At 48.8% G+C, this 23,665-nt stretch carries 28 protein-coding genes, 2 tRNA genes and 1 pseudogene; 15 read left to right on the forward strand and 16 right to left on the reverse strand.

The genetic code is table 11. The features are described 5' to 3' along the window. The first annotated feature begins 21 nt into the window (after positions 1–21). From hisA to tatC, 8 genes are all read left to right on the forward strand, one after another. Complete coding sequence (gene hisA / locus IPG31_11520) at positions 22–789, forward strand: 1-(5-phosphoribosyl)-5-[(5-phosphoribosylamino)methylideneamino]imidazole-4-carboxamide isomerase (GenBank protein MBK6618949.1); 768 nt, start codon at positions 22–24, stop codon at positions 787–789. A gap of 22 nt (positions 790–811) precedes the next feature. Then, on the forward strand, positions 812–1,588 hold the full coding sequence (gene hisF, locus IPG31_11525) for an imidazole glycerol phosphate synthase subunit HisF (protein ID MBK6618950.1): 777 nt from the start codon (positions 812–814) through the stop codon (positions 1,586–1,588). A gap of 52 nt (positions 1,589–1,640) precedes the next feature. Next, a complete protein-coding gene (gene hisI, locus IPG31_11530; protein MBK6618951.1) occupies positions 1,641–2,030 on the forward strand; it encodes a phosphoribosyl-AMP cyclohydrolase in 390 nt (129 codons plus the stop codon). Then, a complete protein-coding gene (locus IPG31_11535) occupies positions 2,027–2,356 on the forward strand; it encodes a phosphoribosyl-ATP diphosphatase (protein ID MBK6618952.1) in 330 nt (109 codons plus the stop codon). The genes hisI and IPG31_11535 overlap by 4 nt, the downstream gene beginning before the upstream one ends. 28 nt (positions 2,357–2,384) lie before the next feature. Further along, a complete protein-coding gene (locus IPG31_11540) occupies positions 2,385–2,735 on the forward strand; it encodes a histidine triad nucleotide-binding protein (protein MBK6618953.1) in 351 nt (116 codons plus the stop codon). A 22-nt stretch (positions 2,736–2,757) separates the two neighbouring features. Next, positions 2,758–2,988, forward strand: a complete 231-nt coding sequence (gene tatA / locus IPG31_11545) for a Sec-independent protein translocase subunit TatA (protein ID MBK6618954.1) — start codon at positions 2,758–2,760, stop codon at positions 2,986–2,988. Positions 2,989–3,022: 34 nt separating this feature from the next. Next, positions 3,023–3,442 (forward strand): twin-arginine translocase subunit TatB, encoded by a 420-nt coding sequence (gene tatB, locus IPG31_11550; protein ID MBK6618955.1) that lies wholly within the window; start codon positions 3,023–3,025, stop codon positions 3,440–3,442. A 64-nt stretch (positions 3,443–3,506) separates the two neighbouring features. Continuing rightward, positions 3,507–4,277: a twin-arginine translocase subunit TatC gene (gene tatC, locus IPG31_11555; GenBank protein MBK6618956.1), complete on the forward strand. Its 771-nt coding sequence runs from the start codon at positions 3,507–3,509 to the stop codon at positions 4,275–4,277. Here the strand turns inward: tatC and IPG31_11560 are convergent. The 4 genes from IPG31_11560 to IPG31_11575 all read right to left on the reverse strand — a co-directional run bounded on the left by IPG31_11560 (position 4,274) and on the right by IPG31_11575 (position 6,037). Further along, a complete protein-coding gene (locus IPG31_11560; protein ID MBK6618957.1) occupies positions 4,274–5,080 on the reverse strand; it encodes an RNA methyltransferase in 807 nt (268 codons plus the stop codon). The two genes, tatC and IPG31_11560, sit on opposite strands and share 4 nt — an antisense overlap. Before the next feature lie 79 nt (positions 5,081–5,159). Further along, complete coding sequence (locus IPG31_11565) at positions 5,160–5,333, reverse strand: hypothetical protein (protein ID MBK6618958.1); 174 nt, start codon at positions 5,331–5,333, stop codon at positions 5,160–5,162. A gap of 526 nt (positions 5,334–5,859) precedes the next feature. Beyond that, positions 5,860–5,935 (reverse strand) — tRNA-Glu (locus tag IPG31_11570). 26 nt (positions 5,936–5,961) lie between these two features. Further along, positions 5,962–6,037 (reverse strand) — tRNA-Ala (locus IPG31_11575). Positions 6,038–6,638: 601 nt separating this feature from the next. Here IPG31_11575 and IPG31_11580 point away from each other — a divergent pair. After that, positions 6,639–7,115 (forward strand): hypothetical protein, encoded by a 477-nt coding sequence (locus tag IPG31_11580; GenBank protein ID MBK6618959.1) that lies wholly within the window; start codon positions 6,639–6,641, stop codon positions 7,113–7,115. An 85-nt stretch (positions 7,116–7,200) separates the two neighbouring features. Here the strand turns inward: IPG31_11580 and radC are convergent, their stop codons facing one another. Beyond that, on the reverse strand, positions 7,201–7,875 hold the full coding sequence (radC, locus tag IPG31_11585; GenBank protein ID MBK6618960.1) for a DNA repair protein RadC: 675 nt from the start codon (positions 7,873–7,875) through the stop codon (positions 7,201–7,203). An 85-nt stretch (positions 7,876–7,960) separates the two neighbouring features. On the opposite strand from radC, the gene coaBC reads away from it, so the two are divergent. The 3 genes from coaBC to IPG31_11600 are packed head-to-tail and all read left to right on the forward strand — an operon-like array spanning position 7,961 to position 10,096. Then, on the forward strand, positions 7,961–9,211 hold the full coding sequence (gene coaBC / locus IPG31_11590; protein MBK6618961.1) for a bifunctional phosphopantothenoylcysteine decarboxylase/phosphopantothenate--cysteine ligase CoaBC: 1,251 nt from the start codon (positions 7,961–7,963) through the stop codon (positions 9,209–9,211). After that, positions 9,198–9,647: a dUTP diphosphatase gene (dut, locus tag IPG31_11595; GenBank protein MBK6618962.1), complete on the forward strand. Its 450-nt coding sequence runs from the start codon at positions 9,198–9,200 to the stop codon at positions 9,645–9,647. Before coaBC ends, dut begins: the two co-directional genes overlap by 14 nt. Next, entirely contained in the window at positions 9,641–10,096 is a 456-nt protein-coding gene (locus IPG31_11600; protein MBK6618963.1) for a DUF192 domain-containing protein, read from the forward strand. Before dut ends, IPG31_11600 begins: the two co-directional genes overlap by 7 nt. Before the next feature lie 5 nt (positions 10,097–10,101). Here IPG31_11600 and ffh read toward each other — a convergent pair whose 3' ends face one another. Beyond that, complete coding sequence (gene ffh, locus IPG31_11605) at positions 10,102–11,451, reverse strand: signal recognition particle protein (GenBank protein MBK6618964.1); 1,350 nt, start codon at positions 11,449–11,451, stop codon at positions 10,102–10,104. A gap of 172 nt (positions 11,452–11,623) precedes the next feature. Between ffh and ccsA the strand changes: the two genes are divergently transcribed. The 3 genes and pseudogenes from ccsA (at position 11,624) to IPG31_11620 (ending at position 13,469) form a co-directional block, all read left to right on the forward strand. Continuing rightward, positions 11,624–12,457, forward strand: coding sequence for a cytochrome c biogenesis protein CcsA (gene ccsA, locus IPG31_11610; GenBank protein MBK6618965.1), 834 nt, complete (start codon positions 11,624–11,626; stop codon positions 12,455–12,457). 9 nt (positions 12,458–12,466) lie between these two features. After that, positions 12,467–12,988 (forward strand): methylated-DNA--[protein]-cysteine S-methyltransferase, encoded by a 522-nt coding sequence (locus tag IPG31_11615; protein ID MBK6618966.1) that lies wholly within the window; start codon positions 12,467–12,469, stop codon positions 12,986–12,988. Between the two features lie 199 nt (positions 12,989–13,187). Continuing rightward, positions 13,188–13,469: pseudogene (locus IPG31_11620) on the forward strand (transposase domain-containing protein). 47 nt (positions 13,470–13,516) lie between these two features. Here the strand turns inward: IPG31_11620 and der are convergent. The 10 genes from der to IPG31_11670 form a co-directional block, all read right to left on the reverse strand. Further along, positions 13,517–14,914, reverse strand: coding sequence for a ribosome biogenesis GTPase Der (gene der / locus IPG31_11625; protein MBK6618967.1), 1,398 nt, complete (start codon positions 14,912–14,914; stop codon positions 13,517–13,519). Positions 14,915–15,045: 131 nt separating this feature from the next. Beyond that, the gene (bamB, locus tag IPG31_11630; protein ID MBK6618968.1) at positions 15,046–16,269 is read right to left on the reverse strand and encodes an outer membrane protein assembly factor BamB; all 1,224 of its coding nucleotides are present in this window, start codon (positions 16,267–16,269) and stop codon (positions 15,046–15,048) included. Between the two features lie 3 nt (positions 16,270–16,272). Then, the gene (locus IPG31_11635; protein ID MBK6618969.1) at positions 16,273–16,908 is read right to left on the reverse strand and encodes a tetratricopeptide repeat protein; all 636 of its coding nucleotides are present in this window, start codon (positions 16,906–16,908) and stop codon (positions 16,273–16,275) included. A gap of 35 nt (positions 16,909–16,943) precedes the next feature. Then, the gene (hisS, locus tag IPG31_11640) at positions 16,944–18,206 is read right to left on the reverse strand and encodes a histidine--tRNA ligase (GenBank protein ID MBK6618970.1); all 1,263 of its coding nucleotides are present in this window, start codon (positions 18,204–18,206) and stop codon (positions 16,944–16,946) included. Then, positions 18,199–19,443, reverse strand: coding sequence for a flavodoxin-dependent (E)-4-hydroxy-3-methylbut-2-enyl-diphosphate synthase (gene ispG, locus IPG31_11645; GenBank protein ID MBK6618971.1), 1,245 nt, complete (start codon positions 19,441–19,443; stop codon positions 18,199–18,201). Before ispG ends, hisS begins: the two co-directional genes overlap by 8 nt. A gap of 58 nt (positions 19,444–19,501) precedes the next feature. After that, positions 19,502–20,614 carry a DUF4115 domain-containing protein gene (locus IPG31_11650; GenBank protein ID MBK6618972.1) on the reverse strand — a complete coding sequence of 371 codons (1,113 nt, stop codon included), beginning with the start codon at positions 20,612–20,614 and terminating at the stop codon, positions 19,502–19,504. Further along, the gene (pilW, locus tag IPG31_11655) at positions 20,607–21,398 is read right to left on the reverse strand and encodes a type IV pilus biogenesis/stability protein PilW (GenBank protein MBK6618973.1); all 792 of its coding nucleotides are present in this window, start codon (positions 21,396–21,398) and stop codon (positions 20,607–20,609) included. Before pilW ends, IPG31_11650 begins: the two co-directional genes overlap by 8 nt. A 34-nt stretch (positions 21,399–21,432) precedes the next feature. Next, positions 21,433–22,518 carry a 23S rRNA (adenine(2503)-C(2))-methyltransferase RlmN gene (rlmN, locus tag IPG31_11660; protein MBK6618974.1) on the reverse strand — a complete coding sequence of 362 codons (1,086 nt, stop codon included), beginning with the start codon at positions 22,516–22,518 and terminating at the stop codon, positions 21,433–21,435. Positions 22,519–22,563: 45 nt separating this feature from the next. Further along, positions 22,564–22,989 carry a nucleoside-diphosphate kinase gene (gene ndk, locus IPG31_11665; protein ID MBK6618975.1) on the reverse strand — a complete coding sequence of 142 codons (426 nt, stop codon included), beginning with the start codon at positions 22,987–22,989 and terminating at the stop codon, positions 22,564–22,566. 416 nt (positions 22,990–23,405) lie between these two features. Further along, positions 23,406–23,576 (reverse strand): PEP-CTERM sorting domain-containing protein, encoded by a 171-nt coding sequence (locus IPG31_11670; GenBank protein MBK6618976.1) that lies wholly within the window; start codon positions 23,574–23,576, stop codon positions 23,406–23,408. Positions 23,577–23,665: the final 89 nt, after the last annotated feature.

Consider the following 23,665-nt stretch of genomic DNA (forward strand, 5'->3'; position numbering starts at 1 on the left):
ATTAACTAATCAGACATCGCTATGCTAATTATTCCTGCTATAGATCTGAAGGATGGAAACTGTGTTCGCCTGAAACAGGGCATGATGGAAGATGCCACTATTTTTTCCGAGGATCCCGCGATCATTGCCCGGCAATGGCTTGACCAAGGTGCGCGGCAATTGCATTTGGTTGATTTGAATGGTGCCTTTGCTGGCAAGCCTAAAAATAGCGGAGCCATTCGCCTGATAGTAGAAGCCGTAGGTGGGAAGATACCAATTCAGTTAGGTGGGGGTATTCGGGATTTGGATACGATCGAACACTATCTTGATAATGGTATCAGTTACGTTATTATTGGTACCGCCGCCGTCAAAATACCGGGTTTTCTGCACGATGCCTGTTATGCCTTTCCTGGACAGATTATGGTTGGGCTGGATGCCAGAGATGGCAAGGTCGCAGTCGATGGCTGGTCCAAAGTGACGGGACATGATGTGGTCGATCTCGCTAAAAAATTTCAGGACTATGGCGTGGAAGCTATCATTCATACTGACATTGGCCGGGATGGCATGATGAATGGTATGAACGTCCAAGCTACCGTTGCATTGGCCGATACACTGACTATTCCGGTCATAGCCAGTGGCGGCATTACAAATTTAGAGGATATCAAAAAACTGTGCGAAGTCGAGTCGCGTGGGATTATGGGCGCCATAACTGGTCGTGCTATTTATCAGGGATCACTGGATTTCGGTGAGGCGCAAGCGTTGGCTGATGAATTGAGTTTGCTAAATAGCAAAATCACTTCTCCAGCATGATCAATTTCCTGCACTTTCTGTCATGGGGTTAGCCAAACGCATCATTCCTTGCCTGGATGTCAGTAATGGACGCGTGGTAAAAGGGGTAAATTTTGTTTCGCTCAAGGATGCTGGCGATCCGGTTGAGATTGCCAGACGCTATGATGAACAGGGAGCGGATGAACTGGTTTTTCTTGATATTACTGCCAGTTCGGATGGGCGGGATCTGATACTGCATATCATAGAGGAAGTTGCATCCCAGGTTTTTATTCCGCTGACAGTCGGTGGTGGGGTGCGTAAGGTGGAAGATGTCCGCCGACTCCTGAATGCCGGTGCTGACAAAGTCAGTATCAACACTTCTGCCGTTCTGAATCCGTTGCTGGTGGCAGAATCAGCTGAATATTATGGCTCTCAATGTATCGTAATCGCGATTGATGCCAGGCAAGGAAGCAATTTAATTGACGGCTCAAAAAGCTGGGAAGTTTTTACGCACGGTGGTCGCAAACCAACTGGTATTGATGCCATTGATTGGGCGAAAAAGATGCAGTCGCTGGGTGCGGGGGAGATCCTGCTTACCAGTATGGATCGAGATGGAACGTGTTCTGGGTTTGATCTTGACTTGACCCGTGCCATATCAGATGCCATAGATCTGCCCATTATTGCCAGCGGTGGCGTGGGCAACCTCGATCATCTGGTCGATGGTATTCTGCAAGGGCGAGCGGATGCCGTGCTGGCGGCCAGTATTTTTCATTATGGTCAATACACGATTACACAAGCCAAACAGTATCTTTCTACTCATGGCGTAGAAATACGCCTGTGATATTAGGGTAAACTGAGGCAGGTAGTATTTACAGGATATCGTGAGAGTATTTATGCCCAATAATTGGCTCGACAAGATCAACTGGTCAGCGGATGGATTGATTCCGGTGATCGTCCAGGAAGAAGGTAGCGGCAAGGTATTGATGTTTGCCTGGATGAATCGTGAAGCGCTCACATTGACTGTTGCTCAAGGCGAGGCAGTTTACTGGTCGCGTTCCAGAAAGAAGCTGTGGCATAAAGGTGAGGAATCTGGCCATAAACAAAAAATCAAGGCAATTTATCTTGATTGCGATGAAGACGTATTGCTGCTTTCCGTGGTGCAATCCGGTGGTATTGCTTGTCACACTGGACGGGAAAGCTGTTTTTTTAATAAACTGGAAGCAAACGAGTGGATCGAGGCAGCTCCTGTTATCAAGGATCCTTCACTGATCTATACCAAATGACATCATCCACAATCCTCCAGCGACTTTCACAAACCATAGAAACACGCAGGCATGCTGACCCTGCCAGCTCTTATGTCGCAAAACTGTTGACAAGTGGTCAGGACAAGATTTTAAAAAAAATTGCGGAGGAGGCGGCTGAAACGATTATGGCGTCCAAGGACGGTGATGCCGAGCAGATCATTTATGAAACAGCCGATTTATGGTTTCATTGTCTGGTGATGCTTGCGCATCATGACATTTCACCTGATGCTGTTTTGCAGGAACTGGCACGCAGGGAAGGGATGTCCGGTATTGATGAGAAACAGTCACGATTGACTAACCAGTAAACTAGACCAGGTTAAAGATCAGGAAATTATGGAAGATTGTATTTTCTGCAAAATAGTACGGAAAGAACTTTCCGCCAGCATTATTCATGAGGATGAAGATACGCTGGCTTTTCTGGATATTCATCCCGTTGCCCCCATACATTTTTTGCTGATTCCAAAACTGCATATTGGTGCTTTAAGTAACATTGATGCCAGTCACCAGCAGTTGATGGGCAAAATGATGTGCCTGGTCCCAAACCTGGCAACCGCCCAGGGATGCAAGGACGGGTTCCGCACAATTATCAATACGGGTTATATCGGAGGACAGGAGGTTGCGCATCTTCACATCCATGTCATTTCTGGAAATAATCGTCTGCCAGCTATGATCAAAAATGATTGAATCATTTTCACGGGAGTAAATAATGGGAGCATTCAGTATCTGGCATTGGCTGGTCGTTCTGGCAATTGTAGTATTGGTATTCGGGACTAAAAAGCTGCGTAATCTGGGTAGTGATCTGGGTGGAGCGGTTAAAGGGTTCAAGGAAGGTATGAAAAGCGCTAATGACGATACAACTTCTCCACCGCCCTCACAGCAAATAGATAATCAGCCCGTTGAGCATGAAATCAAGGAAAAAGATCAGACCAGAGTCTGACAAGCTGCGCACAGAATATTCTCTGGGTTAACTGATGTTTGATATCAGCTTTGCTGAATTGATGATTATTATGATCGTTGGTCTGATCGTTCTGGGTCCGGAGCGATTACCAATTGTTGCGCGCACCATCGGCCACTTGCTGGGGCGTGCGCAGCGTTACGTGGATAGCATCAAGCGCGATCTTCGTGCCGAAATAGAGCTGGATAATCTCAGAAAACTGCAGGATGCCGTGCACGACAATATCAGCACATTTGAGAATTCGTTAACCAAAGAAATATCTGAAATCCGGAAATCTGCCGATATTTCCCCGGATACAGCAAGCAAAAGCACCGTAGACACCAACGTAGAGCAGGAAACAACCCGCATTGCAACACCTGACCCCGCTGCTTCCCAACCAGAACCCCTTATGGCAAATTCCGACACCACTTCAGCCAGTCGCGCCACCAAAAAATAATCGATACGATACGTAAAAGCATCTGGCGTATTATTTCATGATAAATTTCAGTGAATAACAATCCATGGATGATGGAAATACCTTTATTGCGCATCTGATAGAGTTGCGCACCCGATTGATCCGGATTTTTCTGGTTTTGTTGGCAGCGTTTCTGCCATGTGGCGTTTTTGCGCGGGAGTTGTATAGCATATTGGCGCATCCCTTGCTGGAGAAGCTGCCTCAAGGCGGACAAATGATTGCAACTGCGGTTGCCACGCCCTTTTTCATTCCAATGAAGGTTGCGTTGATGACAGCGTTCCTGCTTACTCTGCCTCACACAATGTATCAAGTCTGGGCATTTGTTGCCCCTGGACTTTACGCTCATGAAAAACGTTTGTTTCTGCCACTGGTTATCACCAGCAGCATCTTGTTTTTTCTGGGAATGTCTTTTGCCTATTTTGCGGTATTGCCATTGGTATTTGAATTTATCATTTATTTTGCGCCGGAAGGTGTTGCGGTAATGACGGATATCGGGGAATATCTCAGTTTCGTATTATCGATGTTCCTGGCTTTTGGTATTACTTTTGAAGTGCCTGTATTCGTTCTGGTTCTGGTTAGAGCGGGCATTGTTCCAATCGAAAAGATGAAGGCAATCCGTCACTATGTGCTGGTAGGTGCATTTGTTATTGCTGCAATCGTTACCCCGCCAGATGTGATTTCGCAATTTTTGCTGGCTGTGCCACTGTATTTACTTTATGAACTGGGAATTATACTAGCTGCTTTGACAGCCAGGCAGCCAGCCAAGGCAACAACTCCAATAAATCCGGACAGCCAGAAAAAAGATGAAAGTGGTTAGGATTGTGTTTGCTGTTGTCTCTGTCTGACATGTTCGAATAAACAGATTGCCGCTGCAGCTGCAACATTTAACGATTCCGTCTTTCCTGGCATAACGATCTTAATGCGTTTGCGAATTTGCTTTAGCAGCTCTTCTGATAGACCGTTTCCCTCATTTCCAAAAGCAAAAATGATCGGCTCCTGCAAATTGGCTTCATAGACGGAGATGGCATCATGTAAAGTTGTCGCTACAATTGCACCATCATAATCTTCCGCCAGTTTTATCAGGTCAGTGTCTTCATGCAGCCGTAAATGAAAATGCGCCCCCATGCCTGCGCGTAAGGTTTTGGGAGACCAGCAATCTGCGCAATCGGTCGATAAAAACACATCACTTACGCTTGCAGCAGCAGCAGATCGTAATATTGAACCTAGATTTCCAGGATCTTGGATAGTTTCCAGCATGACTCCAAATGAGCAATTCCTGATCCCAGTAATCAGTGGGGGTGACGGCATCCGTATTAATGCCAAAATGCCAGCCGGTGTTTGTACAGAAGAAATTTTCTTAAATAAAGTATTGCTAAACATCCAGCAATTTGGAGATAGTGTCGCCTCTACCTGCCTGATTGTATGGCTGATTTCTTGGTTTTGACTGCCGGACTCGCTAACAATTAAGTGAAGTAACTCGCCTCCACTTGTAAGGCAGGATTCAACTAAATGCACACCATCCAGTATCGTCAACTTTTCTGATTGGCGATAAATCGAGGACGTTTGCAGTTTCAGTATTTTTTTATAAAGAGGATGCTCGCGCGATGAAATGCAACGCATACTGTCATAATATCAAAAGTCGAATTATGACAGTATAGCGGTGGAGATGTTGACTAGACAAAGATTATTAACTCATACCTTAGTTCTCTAGCGCTCTAGGTTTGCCGCCACCCTCTTGAGCACTATCTGGAATTTGATGGAATGGCTGTATCGTCTTGCCATAAGCTTCAGGATCTGGTCCTTCTGGTGCGGAAGGTTTACATGCGACTAGCGCTAACGCCATGGCTACCCCGATAATTAATTTAATATTCATGGTTATCTCTCTTCATATTTAAGTTATCAAACTCAATTTATTTGCTGCAGTGCGCAATATGAATGAAACGGGCATGAACGGTATTGATTAGGGTCAAATTTCTAGCTTTTAATAGGCTATGTCATCGTTAGTTAGTGGTTGTTATGTAACCAAATGAATTTAAATAAAAATATCAATTATTGGTTTTTTGGCTAATGGCTTGTTTATAAATGATAAATAGTGTTTATTTGCAGTGACCAACAATTAACGATGACATAGCCTTTTAATATTAACCCAGGTTGAAAAATGATAAAAATGGCGATAAATTCGCACCAGGTGCTTCCGTGTGTGTGGGGGGAGGGGGCTTTAATGCTCGAAGGGCGGTAGATGATTAAATGAGCTGACTTTATCGTCAGCTATAATCAGGCCCATAACATGGCTTTGATTATAAACTCTATTTTCAAGTTCTTTTAAGTATGACTGCTCTAATTGACAGGTTTATGGCAGCAGGTCAAGAATAATACAGTCACTCAAAAATGAAATGCGTTGGCGTCCCCAAGGGGATTCGAACCCCTGTTACCGCCGTGAAAGGGCGATGTCCTAGGCCTCTAGACGATGGGGACCAAGATAAAAAGAATATGCCGATCACTGGTGGAGATAAGCGGGATCGAACCGCTGACCTCTTGCATGCCATGCAAGCGCTCTCCCAGCTGAGCTATACCCCCGGCTAAACAGAAGGGCGATTATACCGATCTGACCTTCGAATGTAAAGTAACATGGGTCTATGTTCCAGGGCAATCGTGCTTAAAAGTGCTTGAAAATAGAATATAGATAAGGTAATGACTTTATCATTTTGATTTTAAATGATAGTAAAAGTAAAATCTTCAATTATCCATCACTTTTCGAGCATTCAGGCCCCCTGTGTAAACAGACAAAAGAAGCGCCAGCTACAAGATATTTTCTTTATCAGCATCTGCGCTACGATTTTTGGTGCAGGCGCATTGGGCTATAGAGAACAATTTGTACTGGGCTCTTGTATACTTTGATGAAGATAGTAATCTGGCTCGCAAGGGGCATATTGCTGCGAATCTGGCTGTTATTTGGCATGTCGCCCTGAATCTGGTCAAGGCCAAAAAATATCCACAGTTGGCATCAAGATCAAACGGTTAAAATCCGGATGGGATAATGACTATTTATGCCAGATTATTGATGAGGTTAAGCTCGATTACTCTGGCATTGCTTGCCAGAGTTTTTTAACGGAGGGACTTAATGTTTTGTTGCAAACTGGGCAATCCATCACGGATAGTCGGCTTTTCAATTATTCTAATGATAGGGTTCTCCTGCGTGCTGGCGGATGGGCCTGTGGTGAGTCATATTCACTGTTCGGACTCAATTACGGCAGAGCACGCAGAGAGCAGCACGGAACAACAGCCCGAACATCTCTGTAGTCCGAAAGTTCATTCTGGTAATTCTCCGCTAGCAATTGAGTTACCTGAAAAAATAAAAGATCAGCTCAAAATAGATGCCGGCTTCGGGTGGGGAATTTTTAATGGCAATATCTATAACGGAAATAGCGAATATGTGATTACGCGATTAGTCGTCAGCATGGAACCCATTCACGATGGGCATCACATGGAAATGGTCGGAGATATGTCACATGGGATAAAAATCCATCAGATCGACCTGAGTCTTGCTCCCTTGACCCGAGGAGCTCTATCAATGGTGCTGCATGAGGAAGATGCGCATATACATAATTTTAAATGGGAAATAGTTAAGGTTTTCGGATATAAGCAAAAAATATAATCTGGATTCACTGGATGGGCTGGTCGCAATTCAATCCACGGAATGTAACTCGACCAGTATTCGCGGCATTGCTCTTCGTGATGGTTCAGATCAGCCCGCGCTCAGCAAAAGACACCACTTCTTCACTGCCAATAACAAAATGATCCAGCACACGAACATCCACCAATGCCAGAGCTTGTTTGAGGGATTGTGTCAGCATCTCGTCAGCCTTACTGGGTTCTGCCAAACCGGAAGGATGGTTATGTGCAAGAATGACGGCAGCAGCATTGTGGAATAGCGCGCGCTTGACGACTTCTCTAGGATAAACGCTTGCCTGGGTCAAAGTGCCACGGAATAATTCCTCGGTTACTATCGTGCGATGCTGCCCATCAAGAAAAATAACAGTAAATATTTCGTGTGGCTTCGATCGCATGCTTAATCGCAGGTAATCTTTGACAGACTGGGGAGAGTCCATGATTGCACCCTGCTTGATCTGCTCGGCAAGCGCACGGCGAGCCATTTCCATAACAGCCTGAAGTTGGGCATACTTGGCTGGACCCATGCCTGGTTGCTGACTGAAGGTCACCAGGTCCGCCATGCACAATTTTGTTAAACTGCCGAAATGGGTCAATAATTCCCGCGCCAACTCGACAGCATTTTTACCGGCAATCCCTGTGCGCAGAAATATGGCGAGCAACTCTGCATCAGAGAGATGCGCTGCCCCTTTATGAATTAATTTTTCACGTGGCCGCTCTGCTTCCGGCCAATCGGTAATTGCCATATAAAATGAATCCTTTGGAAATGAATTTACTGACTATGAGAAACGGCAGTTTCTTTCGGAAATGTATGGGTAACGACAGAGCATGATGGATATTCATACCCAATTTAAGGGGAGGCGAGTGCTGCTGGGAATAACGGGTGGGATTGCAGCGTACAAGTCAGCAGAGTTGGTGCGCCTGCTGGTTCAAGAAGGATTCGCCGTGCAAGTTGTCATGACCGAATCCGCCTGTCATTTTATTGGCCCGATAACCCTGCAAGGGTTGTCGGGAAAAAAGGTCTTCACAGATCTTTGGGATACCGGAATTTCAAACAGTATGGCGCACATCGAGCTCTCTCGCAGCGTAGATGCCATTCTGGTTGCGCCCGCAAGCGCAGATTTTATTGCCAAATTAGCACATGGTCTGGCTGACGATTTATTGTCAACACTTTGCTTGGCCAGAAATTGCCCACTATGGGTTGCGCCGGCGATGAATCTACAAATGTGGGAAAATCCGACCACGGTGCGAAATCTGCAAACCTTGCGCCAGGATGGCATTGCTGTATTTGGACCGGAGAGCGGTTCGCAGGCCTGTGGCGAGACTGGTGCGGGTCGCATGTCGGAGCCTGCCGCTCTGCTGAGTGCAATTCGAGCAAAATTCCTGACAAAATCTCTGAGCAGCCTGAATGGTAAGCGCGTATTGATCACTGCCGGGCCGACTTTTGAAGCCATCGATACAGTTCGGGGGCTTACCAATCGAAGCTCAGGAAAAATGGGGCTCGCCATGGCACAGGCTGCACTCGATGCCGGGGCGCAGGTGACGTTAATTTGTGGGCCAATTTGCTTGCCTTGCCCTGCAGTGAATAAACAAATTAACGTAAGCAGTGCCGAAGAAATGTTTACTGCCGTCAAAAATGGAATTGAAAATAAGGATATTTTTATCAGCGTCGCAGCAGTGGCGGATTACCGTCCAGTCGAAACGTATCCGCACAAACTAAAAAAACAGAAAGATATACTGACGCTGTCACTGGTTCCCAATCCGGATATTCTGCGTTATGTGGCAAGTTTGCCTCATGCTCCGTTTTGTGTGGGATTCGCCGCCGAGACAGAACAGATCGAGCAGCATGCCGAGTCAAAAAGACGCGACAAGAAGCTGCCATTAATCGTCGCCAACGATGCGCGTTCGGCTATCGGTTCGGATGATAGCGCCCTGATTCTAATTGATGACGATGGAGTTCATCCATTGCCAACCGCAGCAAAAAATGTGCAAGCCGCACATGTTATGGCGCATATCGCCAAACTATATGCCCAATATCCCAAACACGATCTATCCAGCCAATCCAAAAATGAACCCCATTGATTTTAAAATACTGGACGCACGCCTCAACGATTTCCCGCCGACATATGCCACGCCGGGATCGGCGGGAATCGATCTGCGCGCGTGCCTTGAAGAAAAAATGTTGCTTCACCCCGGCGAAACCAGCCTCATTCCGACAGGTATTGCGATTCACCTTGCTGATCCCGGCCTGGCAGCCATGATTCTGCCACGCTCTGGACTTGGGCATAAGCATGGCATTGTACTCGGCAATCTTGTTGGATTAATTGATTCAGACTATCAAGGTGAAATTCTGGTTTCGTGCTGGAATCGCGGGCATCACACATTCGAACTCAACCCGCTGGAACGAATTGCGCAGCTTGTCATCGTACCGGTCATCCAGGCGAATTTCCGCCTTGTTGAAATATTTAGTCCAAGCGAACGTGGTTCAGGTGGCTTTGGCAGTACGGGTACATGCTAAAACAAATAATTTTGTTTGTGCTACTGGTGGCAGGATTGGGGGAAGTCGCCCTGGCTGATAACACATGGCTACCCGTCGTTGATCTGAATATAGCAGGTCAAACTATTTCAGCAGAAGTCGCTGCCACACCTGCCGCTCTTGCCGCTGGATTGATGTACCGCCAGCACCTGATTGAAAATGGTGGCATGTTGTTCATTTTCCCCAAAGCGGGCATCCACGCGATGTGGATGAAAAACACGCAGATTCCTCTCAGTGTCGCGTTCATTGATGCCGAGGGTATCATTATCAACATGGCAGACATGGAGCCGAATACTCTCAAATTACATTATTCGGCAAAAGAAACCAGCTTTGCACTGGAAATGAAACAGGGCTGGTTTGCTAAACATGATATCCAGGCAGGCGATCAGATACAGGGATTCGATGACATAAAAAACAGCGTCCAGCCTTAGTCGTTCTATCGCATTTGCGGAAACATTCCTTTAACCGCACGCATCATTTTTGACATACCGCCCTTGTTAATCATTTTCATCATCTTGCGCGTTTGTTCAAACTGGGCAAGCAGTCGATTGATCTCCTGTATCGAGACGCCAGAACCTGCAGCAATACGGCGTTTACGTGATGCTTTCAGAAGCTCCGGTTTAACCCGTTCCTGTGGCGTCATGGAGTTGATAATGCCCTCACTGCGATGGATGATTTTTTCATCAACATTCATGTTTCGCGCTGCCTGCGCAAGCTGGTGCGGCATTTTTTCGAGCATGGCATTCATGCCACCCATTTTTTTCATTTGCTGGAATTGCTGTGCGAAATCATTCAGATCAAAACTCTTGCCAGATTTCATTTTCTTCATCAGGCGTTCAGCTTCTTTCTGATCTGAGGTACGTTGTGCATCCTCGATCAGGCCTAGCACATCACCCATTCCTAGAATACGGGAGGCCATCCGTTCTGGGTAAAATGGCTCCAGTCCATCCAGTTTTTCAGCAACACCGGCAAACTTGACTGGTTTTCCGGTGACGTGCCTGACCGAAAGTGCTGCACCGCCGCGTGCATCGCCATCGAGTTTGGTAAGAATGACGCCGGTTAGTGGCAACGTATCAGCAAATGCTTTTGCGGTATTGACCGCATCCTGCCCCTGCATTGCATCCACGACGAACAAGGTTTCAATCGGTTTTAGCAGGCGTTCCAGCTCGCTTATTTCCTGCATCATGGCTTCATCGATACCCAATCGTCCAGCGGTATCGACGATTACCACATCCATATGGTGTCTGCGCGCGTAATCCATCGCTGCGCTGCAGATTTCTGCAGGCAGTTGTCCAGTCTGTACCGGAAAAAATTCTGCTCCAACCTGCTTGGAAAGGAGCTCCAGCTGCTCAATTGCGGCGGGGCGGTAAATATCACAGGACACCAGCATCACTTTTTTCTTTTTCTGTGTCATCAGCCATTTGGCAAGCTTGCCGCTGCTGGTGGTTTTACCTGCGCCCTGTAATCCTGCCATTAAAATAACGGCTGGTGGGGTTACATTAAGATTGAGTTCGGCTTTTTCGCCGCCCATGATGGTGATCAGTTCCTGGTGCACAATACCGATCAATGCTTGCCCAGGGGATAGACTATCCAGCACTTCCTGGCCAATTGCCCGTTGTTTGATTTGCTCAATGAACACCTTGATAACCGGTAACGCCACATCGGCTTCCAATAATGCCATCCGAACCTCACGCAGCGCATCCTGCATGTTGTTTTCAGTCAGACGTGCCTCGCCGCGCAAGGTCTTCATTACGCCCGACAGGCGTTCGGTTAAATTGTCAAACATAGTAGCTCCTGGTTAGAATTTTGCTGTGAGGTAATGATAAGTCCCGCTTTAATAGCTGATAAACTAAACACTTTAATTTATGCTCGAGCAATAACACATCATCCTTTATCGAAGGATGTCTCGAAGGCATCAGCGTGTTTATCTTGCGGTTTATCTATCTATTTGTCGACACATGTTCAGTATTTTAACTTATCTTCTTGTCGCAACGCTTTATGGATTGGCTGGATGGTATTTTTGGCGCGTAACGAACAGGCGAACCCCTGAAACGCGAACTCAAAAGGCGGATGTCAAATCAGTGCAACTCATTTTGTTGGTGCCGCTGGTATTGCATGGTTCGGTTCTTTATCAGTCGATCTTTGTGGATGGGTTGCTCAGCTTTGGTGTGGGAAATGCGGTTTCTGCGATTGTCTGGATTGCGGCACTCATCTATTGGCTGTCCGGGTTTTTATCCGCGCTGCAGGGTTTGCAGAATCTAATGGCACCCCTCTCATTCATTGCCGCAGTGGCAGTTCTGGTGCCGCTACTGTTCCCTGTTACGCATCCGTTAGCGCATACCGAACTCGCTGTATTTAAGGCACACTTGCTGGCGGCAATGCTCGCCTATGGTTTTTTCACGATTGCCGCACTGCACGCATTGCTGATGACAGCGCTGGAGCGCCACTTGCATCAATCTGCCGGATTATCGCTACTCAGCCGCCTGCCACCATTGCTGGTTATGGAGAAAATGCTGTTTCGGCTGGTCTGGACCGGTTTCATCCTGTTAAGCCTGACACTATTCAGTGGTATTTTTTTCTCACAGGAAATATTCGGCCAATCGCTGACTTTCACCCACAAAACCCTGTTTGGTATCATTTCCTGGATTATTTTCGCAGCGCTGCTGGCGGGTAGACATTTCTACGGATGGCGTGGTCGCACCGCCATCCGCTGGACGTTGACCGGATTCGTCATTCTCGTATTAGCCTATATCGGCAGTAAATTTGTGCTGGAAGTTATTCTGAGTCGGTAATATTCCCAGGTGAGAAAAGCCAAACCAACAAATAATTGCTCGATATATCAAGCCAAGATACTGACCTCATTCGCAGTATTGGGTATCAAAACCGATGCCGAGTGGCTAACGGATATCGATTATCTACCGCTAGATACGCCTTTGTTACCTCCCATCAATGTGGTAGCTGCCGAGGCTTGTAGCCAGCTGCAAGCTTATCTGCAAAATCCGCGCGTAATTTTTGATCTACCGCTGCACATCAGCGGCACACAGCATCAGCAAAGAGTCTGGCAGCAGATTCAGGCAATTCCACCCGGTACAACTCGTAGCTATGCCGAATTTGCCAACTTGTTGCACAGCAGCCCACGTGCGGTTGGACAGGCATGCGGCGCAAACCGATTACCGATTGTTATTCCCTGCCATCGCGTCATCGCCAAGAACGGTAGCCTGGGAGGGTTCATGCATGCCAGTGATGGTATGCCACTCATGATCAAACAGTGGCTGCTGTCACATGAACGTAACCGTCCAACGCTCCCATCTACGCAATCATAATTTTCTGGATTATTCTCCTCTGCATTACCTTACAGGATGATAAGCAAAAGCATATCAGCAACTGGCAAGCGAGCGGTTTGTCGCAGGCAGTCTATTGCCGGGCGCGCGGGTTGAATGCGAAGACGTTTGGGAACTGGTTGCGCGCTCACCGGCGTGGGCGCGATGATATCAAGCTGCCAGCCTTGATTCCGGTTACGATCAAACCGGCTTTCTTCCGATCGACAACAACCCGGTGGAGAACACCATCCGCCCGATCGCAATCGGCAAAAAGAATTGGCTATTCACCGGATCGGAACGTGCCGGTCAACGCGCCGCTGCCATTCAAACCTTGTTCGGTACCGCGCAACTCAACAAACTCGATCCCGCCGCATGGCTTGCAGACACACTCGCCAGACTACCCACCTGGCCCAATAACCACATCGATGAATTGCTGCCACTTACACCAGCATTCATTCAATCACTTAAACAGCAGGAAAGATAGATGGGAGCGCTGGACGGTTACAAAACTCTGAATTTTTAGAAACGCCCTTAGCCATATTTTTTACGATTGCGACGCCGGCGGCTGTGGGCCTGCTGCAGCTCTTTTTCAGTTGGAGGAGGTGCTTTTTTATCCGCATAAGGATTTTTTCCTGATCTAAACTCTACCCGTAAAGGCGTACCTTTCAAGTCAAAGGTTTTCCTGAGTGTATGTTCAAGATAACGCCGATAGGTTGCTGGCACATGTTCCAGCATTGAGCCATGGATAATGATTAATGGAGGGTTGGACCCTCCCTGGTGCGCATAACGTAATTTTGGCCGGGACACCCCCCCGCGCGGTGGAGGTTGTTTAGCTACAGCAGCAAGCATGGCCCGCGTCAGACGAGGCGTCGGAATATGCGCCATTGCCGCTGCATAGGCTTCATCAACCGATGGCATCAATCGCTTGAGCCCATGCCCATGCAATGCGGAAATATAGTGCAAACTGGCAAAATCGAGAAATGCCAGTTTGCGTTCCAGTTCGCGCTTAATTGTTTCGCGCGCGTATTCATCCAGTCCATCCCATTTATTCACTGCCACAACCAACGCACGGCCTGTTTCATAGATAAAACTGGCAATGTGGGCGTCCTGCTCAGAAATGTGATTATGCGCATCCAGTACCAAAATGACGAGATTGGCGGCCTCAATCGACTGTAGCGTTTTGATCACCGAGAATTTTTCCAGCGTCTCCAGCACCTTGCCACGACGACGCAGGCCAGCAGTATCAATTAGGGTATATTGGCGCTGATTACATTCAAAATCAATGTAAATACTGTCACGAGTGGTACCAGGCTGGTCAAAAGCAATCACACGTTCTTCGCCAAGCAAAGTATTGACCAGCGTGGATTTACCTACGTTAGGGCGACCGACGATGGCAATTTTAGGATACTGCTCTGCGGGCAGATCCGCTTCTTCTAACGGAAAATCCGCCAGCGCCAAATCGATCAATTCACCGATATTGTCACCATGAAGCGCCGAAACGGCGCAGGGTTCGCCCAGACCCAGCTCGTGAAACTCTGCAGTCATGATCGATAAACGCATGCCCTCAGTCTTGTTGACTATCAATATGATCTTATCTGCTCGCTTGCGTAACTGCTCAGCGACAATCTTATCCTGTGGCGATAATCCCTGCCGGCCATCTACCACAAACAGGATGACATCGCCTTCATCCACTGCCAGCAAGGTTTGCTTGGCCATCGCATGCAAAATCCCGGTCTTCACCACAGGTTCAAACCCGCCGGTGTCCACCACCAGATAGGGTTTATCTCCTAATTTTCCATGTCCATAATGACGATCACGCGTTAATCCCGGAATATCCGCCACCAAAGCATCACGACTACGGGTGAGGCGATTAAATAATGTAGATTTTCCGACATTCGGACGTCCAACCAGGACGAGTGTAGGTTTCATGATGATAAGTTAATGGTCAATTGGAAGGGAAAATTTGCCGCGAATGACCAGGTGAAATGAAGACTTCTAATACGATTAACGACGATTTGACAAAACGCAGCACCGAAAAAAAACACCCAATATCGGGCAGGTTATGGCAAAGAAAATGCAAATACCCCTCCCTTCTGGGTTTGTACCACAAATCCATCCGGGAGATATTCGGGCGCAGACAAAATCGGACTGCCATCGGTAGGGGCGCGCGCCAGTAACGTGCCATCATTACGGCTAAGTATCGTGACGTACCCTTTATCATCACCAATGACCAGGCGTGCACCACGCGCAATCAACGACAAGGTGATCTTGCGACTACCAAGCTTGCCTTGTTTCCAGTCAGTGACACCGCTGCTCCTGTCATAGGCTGCCAATGCACCCTGTTCTTCACTGACATAGACTCGCTGATTGTCCATAATCAGCCCCGCGTTGCTTGACGCATCCTTGCTCCAGATCTGGTTGCCGCTGGCAAGCTCAAAACAGGCAACCCGACCACGGTAGGCAACTGCACAGACACTGTTCTGATCGATAGCTGGCAGACCGCTGATATCGGTCATACGTTCAAGTTCTGTCACCCCACGAGGCAAGGCGACCGTTGCCTCCCAGCCCACATTGCCATCCTGCAGATTAATCGCGATCAGCTTTCCCCCGGGAAAACCGGCAAAAATTGCACCAGGAAATAGCGCTACCCCAGCATAACTCCGTACCGTCAAGGGTGGCGTAGCACCCTGATAAACCCAGATACGTGAACCATCATCGGCATTGAGCCCGAAAAGCCTGCCGTCTCCCGTTCGCACCACAACTATCCCGCTATCCACATGGGGAGGGCTGAGAATTTCGCTGCTAACCTGCGCCTGCCATAACAGATTGCCGGATTCATCAAAAGCCAACACCTCGCCTTTGTAAGTTCCCAGCAGAATCAAACCTTCGCCTATACCGACACCACCAGACAGGCGTTTGTCGGTATCAATCTGCCAGGCTTTTTCACCTGAACCCGCATCCAGCCTGGCCAAAAGGCCATTTTCATCGGCAACGTACAGCCCGCCGCCATCATAGACCGGATAAAATACCGCTGTCTTGCTCTCCGCGAGCTTTACCTTCCATAAACTTTCTATACTGGGTAAGGCAGCAAGTGCAGCCATGTCATCTTCATCTATCTCGACTTCATCGGTATCTTTACTGAAAAGATCAGTGAAATGTCCTCCGCCCAAGTTACCCAGACCCAGGCTTTCACAGCCAGTCAACATCAGCAGCATCAGACCCATACCCATGCCCCGTAACAACGAAACCGAGAAAAAACTGGATGGGCGTGTGCTGAGAGTCATTGCTTAATCTCTTAGTGCATCCATCTTCATTTGCACGATATTCTGGTAGGAACTTTGCCCGCTCAAACGATCAAGTGCTTGATGATAAGCGGTGCGCGCTTCTTTTGTTTTACCGGAAGCAACGAGCACATCTCCACGTAGATCCGCATAAAGTCCAGCAAAAGATGTTCCATGTTTCGTATTCAACAGGGAAAGCGCCTGTTCAAACTGTTGCTCATCCAGCAAGATTCCCGCCAGGCGTAAACGCGCCAGATCCTTCAGCTCCATTTCTTCGGATTTATCCAGAACCCACTGCAGCATCGTTTTAGCTGTGAGAATATCACCAGTCTTGAAACTTGCTTGAGCCGAAATCAAAGCCGCACGCGACGCATAACCGCTACTGGAAAAACCTTCTGTCAATAACAATGCCGCATCCCGGATCTTTCCGGCATCACCCGTTTTATCGAGCTGTTGTTGAAGAACGGCATACAAGTCAGCTGCTTGCTCTGCCTGCTGACTCTTATAATGACCCCACAATCGGTTACCCGCAACACTGGCCACCAAAATCGCCACACTCAGCAAAATTATGTTGCCGTTGGCAGCCCACCAGGCTTTTAAACGATCAATTTTCTCCTGCTCTTCAAAATCAAGTGATGACATCGCGTTATTCCTTTCTAATAAACTGCTTTAATAGGTTAATTTTTACCCAGTAGGGCACAGATTTCAGCCAGGTCGACACTCACCTGCTCGGCAGCTTCACGTAACGGTTTGAGACTGATTCTCCTGGCCTTTGCCTCATCATCTCCGATAACCGCCGCAAATTGAGCGCCACTGACATCAGCTTTTTTCATTTGTGATTTGAAAGCTCCCCCGCCGTTATGCAATACCACCTTGACGCCCTGATCGCGCAAGTATTCGGCAACTTCCCACGCAAAATCAGCCGCCATTTCACCCTGATGAACCACATAAATATCGGGACGATTCGCCGTGTATGTCTCATCCAGACCCACCATGAGCGCCAGGATTCGCTCAATCCCCATGGCGAAACCGCAGGCAGGCGCCGGTTTTCCTCCCACTTGCGCAATCAGCCCATCGTAACGTCCACCCGCGCAAATCGTACCCTGCGCACCGAGATGATCGCTCACCCACTCGAATACCGTGCGATTATAGTAATCCAGCCCCCTCACAAGACGCGGATTGATGGTGAAATCCACCCCACGATTTCGCAGAATAGTTTGCAGGGATTCGAAATGAGCCAGCGATTCCTCATCCAGATCATCAAACAGTCTGGGAGCATCTTTCAATAGCTCCTGCATAGCGGGATTCTTGCTGTCAAGGATACGCAGCGGATTGCTGTGCAGGCGCCGGCGAGCATCTTCATCAAGCTGATCAGCAAATCTTTCAAGATAACTAACCAACCTGGCACGATAAATGGCGCGCGAATCCGGGCTGCCGAGCGTGCCAATCTCCAGGCGAACAGGCGTAACACCTAACAGACGCCACAATCTGGCACACATGATGATATGTTCGGCATCGATATCGGGACCCGAAAAGCCGAGTGCCTCAACACCGACCTGGTGAAACTGGCGATAGCGTCCTTTTTGCGGCCGTTCATGCCGGAACATCGGGCCGCTGTAATAAAGCCGCTGTGGGCCGGTATACAGCAAATTGTGCTCAATAACCGCGCGCACACAAGAAGCGGTTCCTTCCGGGCGCAACGTCAGCTGCTCACCATTGAGATGATCGACAAACGTATACATCTCTTTTTCAACGATATCCGTAATGGCGCCAATCGAGCGTACAAACAAGTCAGTCTGTTCCACCACCGGCGTGCGCAAATTACGATAACCGTAGGCAGCCAGCCAGGTGCGAATGATTTCTTCGAAGTAACCCCACTTGTCACTCTCATCCGGCAGGATATCATTCATCCCGCGAATGGCACGTATTACACTAGACATTGACGCGTTTTTTCTGGTAGTGGGTACGCACGTATTCGTCAACAATGGAACGGAACTCTCCGGCAATGTTATCACCCTTGAGCGTAACGGTTTTTTGCCCATCGACAAACACGGGCGCAACCGGATTCTCGCCTGACCCAGGCAAGCTGATGCCAATATTGGCATGCTTGCTTTCACCCGGTCCATTGACAACACAACCCATCACCGCCAGTGTCATATTTTCAACGCCGTCATACTGATCCCGCCAGTCAAGCATTTTCTCGCGAACGTAAGCCTGGATACTTTCCGCCAATTCCTGAAAATAGGTACTGGTGGTACGGCCACAACCCGGGCAAGCCGCTACCAGCGGCACGAAGGCGCGCAAACCCATGGTTTGCAGTATTTCCTGCGCGACGATAACCTCACGAGTACGATCTCCCCCCGGTTCCGGAGTCAGCGAAATGCGAATCGTATCGCCCATACCGGAAAACAACAGGACGGACAGAGCCGCCGTTGAAGCAACAATCCCTTTGGAACCCATGCCAGCCTCGGTCAATCCCAGATGCAACGCATAATCACATTGCCCGGCAAGCTCACTATAAACGGCGATCAGATCCTGCACACCGCTCACCTTGCACGACAGCACGATATGATCACGCGGCAGTCCGAGCTCTTCAGCCTTGGCCGCACTTTCCAGCGCGGAAGTAATCAGCGCCTTGCGCATGACCTGCCCCGCATCCAGCGGTTGTGGCAAGCGGGCATTCTCATCCATGATGCGTACCAGCATTTCCGGATCGAGACTACCCCAATTGACACCTATCCGGATTGGTTTGTCATATTTACACGCGATCTCGATCAAGGTTGAGAACTGCTCATCACGTTTCTTACCATGCCCGACATTTCCAGGATTGATACGGTACTTGGCCAGTGCCTGCGCACATTCGGGATACGCACCTAACAGTTTGTGCCCATTGAAATGGAAATCTCCTATCAGTGGCACATTACAACCCATTGCATCCAGTCTCGCGCGGATTCCCGCAACGGCAGCGGCGGATTCCGCATTATTGACGGTAATTCTGACCAATTCCGAACCAGCGCGCGCCAGTTGCGCTACTTGCTGCGTAGTGGCAATTTCATCAGCGGTATCCGTATTGGTCATGGACTGCACCACGACTGGCGCATCACCACCAATCATGACCGACCCCACTTTAACCCCGACACATTTTCTACGTGGACTGACAATTACATTTGTTAACATGAGTTTGCGTATATTATTGAATAATAAAGTTATTTGTCAGCCAGTTTATCGCCACAAATTATTCCAGCGAGAAACGCGCGACATCATCATTGCCACGAGTATAGGGAGCAAGATCCACTGCACGCCCGCCATAAGTCAGCGTTACTCCCGCCGCATTACCAATCACCAGATATAACGGCGGTTTTCCACTGACTGTTTGTTCAGAACCGCGCGCATGAATTTTTTCCAGAATAACATTGCCTTCGCTATCCTTCACTTTGACCCAGGAGTCGCGTGAAAAAATAAAATGCAATGATTTGCCAGAACCATCCTCCTCTGCTGTTGCAGTAGATTCAATTGCCTGGCCAGCAGGCAGCCGGGTTCCGGACAAAGCTTCTTTCACCTGACCGGGCTGAGTAACAGGTGGCAGAGGCGGTGGAACAGACGGCGCTCCCGCAGAAAACGAAAAAGAGGGCGAGGTTATTGCCGGCAAAGGCAATTCAATTGCGGTCTGTCCATCCGTAGAAGCACTTTCGGACAGAGAAGGCAGATCCAGGTCACCCAGTAATGCAGACGACTGTTGATCAAGCTTCTCCGACTGAAAAAGCATATACCCCCCCAGCGCAACGCCGATTGCCAGTAGAAAATAAAGCCATTTTCCACCGCCACTATCACGCTCATGGCTCGAAAGCAGTTTGACTGGCTGCATACCTCGCGCCAGACTACCCTCTCCATGCGTGTGTGCCGCCAAATTACGTGGCAACATCTGCAACAGCTGATCCACATTGGCAAGACGCAGTATCCGCGCGTAATTACGGACATACCCCCTCAGAAATGTGGAGGCAGGCGAAGGTAAGGAAGCATAGTCCTGCGACTCGATTGCCAGGACCTGCTGTTCTGACAAACACAAACGTCGCGCCACTTCACCAGGTTTCAATCCCTGCCGAACTCTTTCATCGCGCAATTGCTCTCCAAGCGAAGTCGTCAAATTCGTTTCCGCTGGATTGCTCATTGGCTGATCGTTGGACGCAAAACCGGCAGAACCGGATGACTCCTCGTCATTCTCGCAAATATCCAGCACGGTTTCATTATCTGATACCGATGGGTTCCCGGATGATTCATCAGGCAATGCCTGAACAATCTCCGCATCCGATGGAATATGTGATTCACTGTCTCGCTGATTCTCACTCATGATTCACCTTGCCTGCACGCAGTGCTCTTGCTTCCCTCGAATCGGGAAAGCGTCTCTGTAATTGAAAAGCATAATTTTCCCGCGCATTCATATCATTGCCTGCCTGCGCGATTCGAACGGCCAGCCACAAACTCTCAGCCGTGGCAGAATAAACCTGTAAATGCCGGGCGATTTCAGACTCGGCGGTTTCCAGGTTACCTTTTTTCAGATCGAGCTCGATCAACCCAAGCCTGGCCAGCGCATAACCAGGGCGGATAATCAATGCTTCACGAAAAAATGCGCGCGCGCGCTCGTAATCTGGCAATTTCAACAAGCACAAACCCGCATTTGCGTAACTTTTTTCAGGGGTATCGTACAAGGGATCGCTGATTGCCTTCATAAAATGACTGACTGACTGTTCAATCCGGCCTTCTCTCCGTTGACACAAAAACCAGCCATAATTATTGTGAATATCAGGATCACTTCCTGCAATCTTAAGGGCACGCTCAAAATTATCCTCCGCGTGCGCATCTTCCTGCAAATCCATGTAGATCAGGCCCAGCATGTTGTAAGCGGAAGCATAATCCGACTTGGATTTGAGTGCTATATTCGCTTCTTCGATCGCCACCCGATACTGACCCCGCTGATAATACTGCCCGGCCAGTTCAGTATGTACAACCGCGCTTTGCAATGCCTTCTGTTTAAGCTCCTCGGGCGTGGATTTATCCACAGCTGGTGCATGCGCACAGCCGGAAAGGTAAATCAGACAGAAAAGCAACCCTCCCCCAGCCAATAATCTTGTCACACAATCAAGAGGTTTCATTTTTTGGATACCTAATTTACCCGGTAACAACGGAACCCGCAGCCGTTCGACGGGTTTTATCCTGCACCTGCCCGGCAAGCTGACCACATGCCGCCGCAATATCATCGCCACGAGTTTTACGTACCGTATTGACAATACCGGCCTCTGACAGCACTTCACGAAAATGGTCAATAGCCACAGCACTCGAACGTTGATAGCCAGAATTGGCAAAGGCGTTAAACGGAATCAGATTCAGTTTACACGGAATGGCCCTGACCAGCTGCACCAGCTCACGTGCCTGCTCAACGCGGTCGTTGACCCCATCGAGCATGATGTACTCAAACGTCACGAAATCCCGTGGCGCCGCCGGAAGATAGCGTTCGCAGGCAGCCAACAACTCCCTGATCGGATATTTTTTGTTGATGGGCACCAGCTGATCCCGCAAGGCATCGTTAGGCGCATGCAGCGAAACCGCAAGCGCAACCGGGCAACGCTCACGCAACCGGTCCATAGCAGGAACCAATCCGGAGGTGCTCACGGTAACCCGCCGACGCGACAACCCATAAGCGTAATCGCTCAGCATCAAATCCAGCGCCTGCACCAGATTTTCAAAATTGGCCAGTGGTTCACCCATTCCCATCATCACAACATTCGTCACTGGCCGCTGCGAATAGTTTGACTGGCTGGCACCCAACAACTGGTTGGCCAGCCACAATTGACCAATGATCTCCGCAACAGTCAGATTACGGTTGAAACCCTGCCGGCCCGTTGCGCAAAAGCTGCAAGCCAGCGCACACCCCACCTGGCTTGAAACGCAAAGCGTACCGCGATTGGGTTCAGGAATGAACACCGTTTCAACCGCATTGCCCGCGCCAGTTGAAATCAGCCATTTGCGCGTTCCGTCAGCAGCGGTATGATCACTGACAAACCCCGGGGGCTCGATCGTCACCACCCCCGTCAGTTTTTGTCGCAACTGCTTGGCCAGATCGCTCATGTCCGCAAACTCCGTCTTGCCGGATTGATGAATCCAGCGCAGCAACTGCCGGGCACGATAAGGTTTTTCCCCTATTCCCCGGCAAAAATCGACAAGCCCCGCTTCATTAAAATCCAGCAAATTAAGCATTGAATGAACTCTCTTGCCAACCCGTCAAACCTGGCCAATATGCAGTCAACGGGAATAGATATTCAACGAAGGAAAAAAACAGGCCATCTCAATTGCAGCAGTTTCAGCTGCATCCGAGCCATGCACAGCGTTGGCATCAATACTATCGGCAAAGTCGGCCCGAATGGTTCCTCTCTCCGCTTTTTTGGGATCAGTTGCGCCCATCAGCTCACGATTCTTCGCAATGGCGTTTTCCCCTTCCAGCACCTGGATCATAACTGGCCCGGAAACCATAAAATCTACCAGATCCCTGAAAAAAGGCCGATCCTTGTGAATCGCATAAAACTGCTCCGCCTCCACTTTCGACAGATGCGCCATGCGTGCCGCGATAATTTTCAATCCGGCCGCTTCGAATCTGGCATAAATCTGACCTATTACGTTTTTTGCCACGGCATCCGGTTTGATTATGGATAAAGTCCTTTCGACAGCCATCAAATTCCCCATAAAATTAGTTTGTTGGAAAAGGCTATTCTAACAAAATTCCTCGCCGGATTTGGCCATCTATACAAAATGAATGACAAGCCGCTAGCGGGCCGGCAGCGAGAACATACCAGGAGGTAACGGATTCGATGATGGTTGATGATGGTTAAAGCGGTTATTTACAAAGACAAGATTCCCCCACACCGGGAACCTGCCGGAACGGGATGAGGCGGATCAAAAGTTCCGCCATGGTTATTATCTGGAGCCAAGCGGACCTATGCGGCGCAGGCTTGTCGGAAAACTTTGCACTCCATTGCTGATGCCGGCATCGAGTTTTCCTGCGCATATAAAAAAACGCCGGTTGCCCGGCGTTTGAGTGATTGCAAGTTTGTCGTTGTTATCCGTAGTCGTCTTATCGCTCTCAAAAATCAGGCCAGTCTGCGACGACGGATGGCAGCAAAACCAAGCAGGCCAGTACCGATCAGCAGCAGACTCACGGGTTCAGGAATTTCATTTGGATTACCGGTCCCGGTTCCCAAATACGCCCATTCTTCAAACGTACCAGCAGAGCCCGATCCAGAGGTTGCGCCTGCCTGCAAACCAAAGCGCGACCATAAAGGAACCTCTGATTAATTCCCCGCAAGTAATATAATTCTGCATCAAACTTTTTCGAGAAGCTATTCATGAA

The organism is Nitrosomonas sp. (assembly GCA_016703745.1).
Taxonomy (GTDB): domain Bacteria; phylum Pseudomonadota; class Gammaproteobacteria; order Burkholderiales; family Nitrosomonadaceae; genus Nitrosomonas.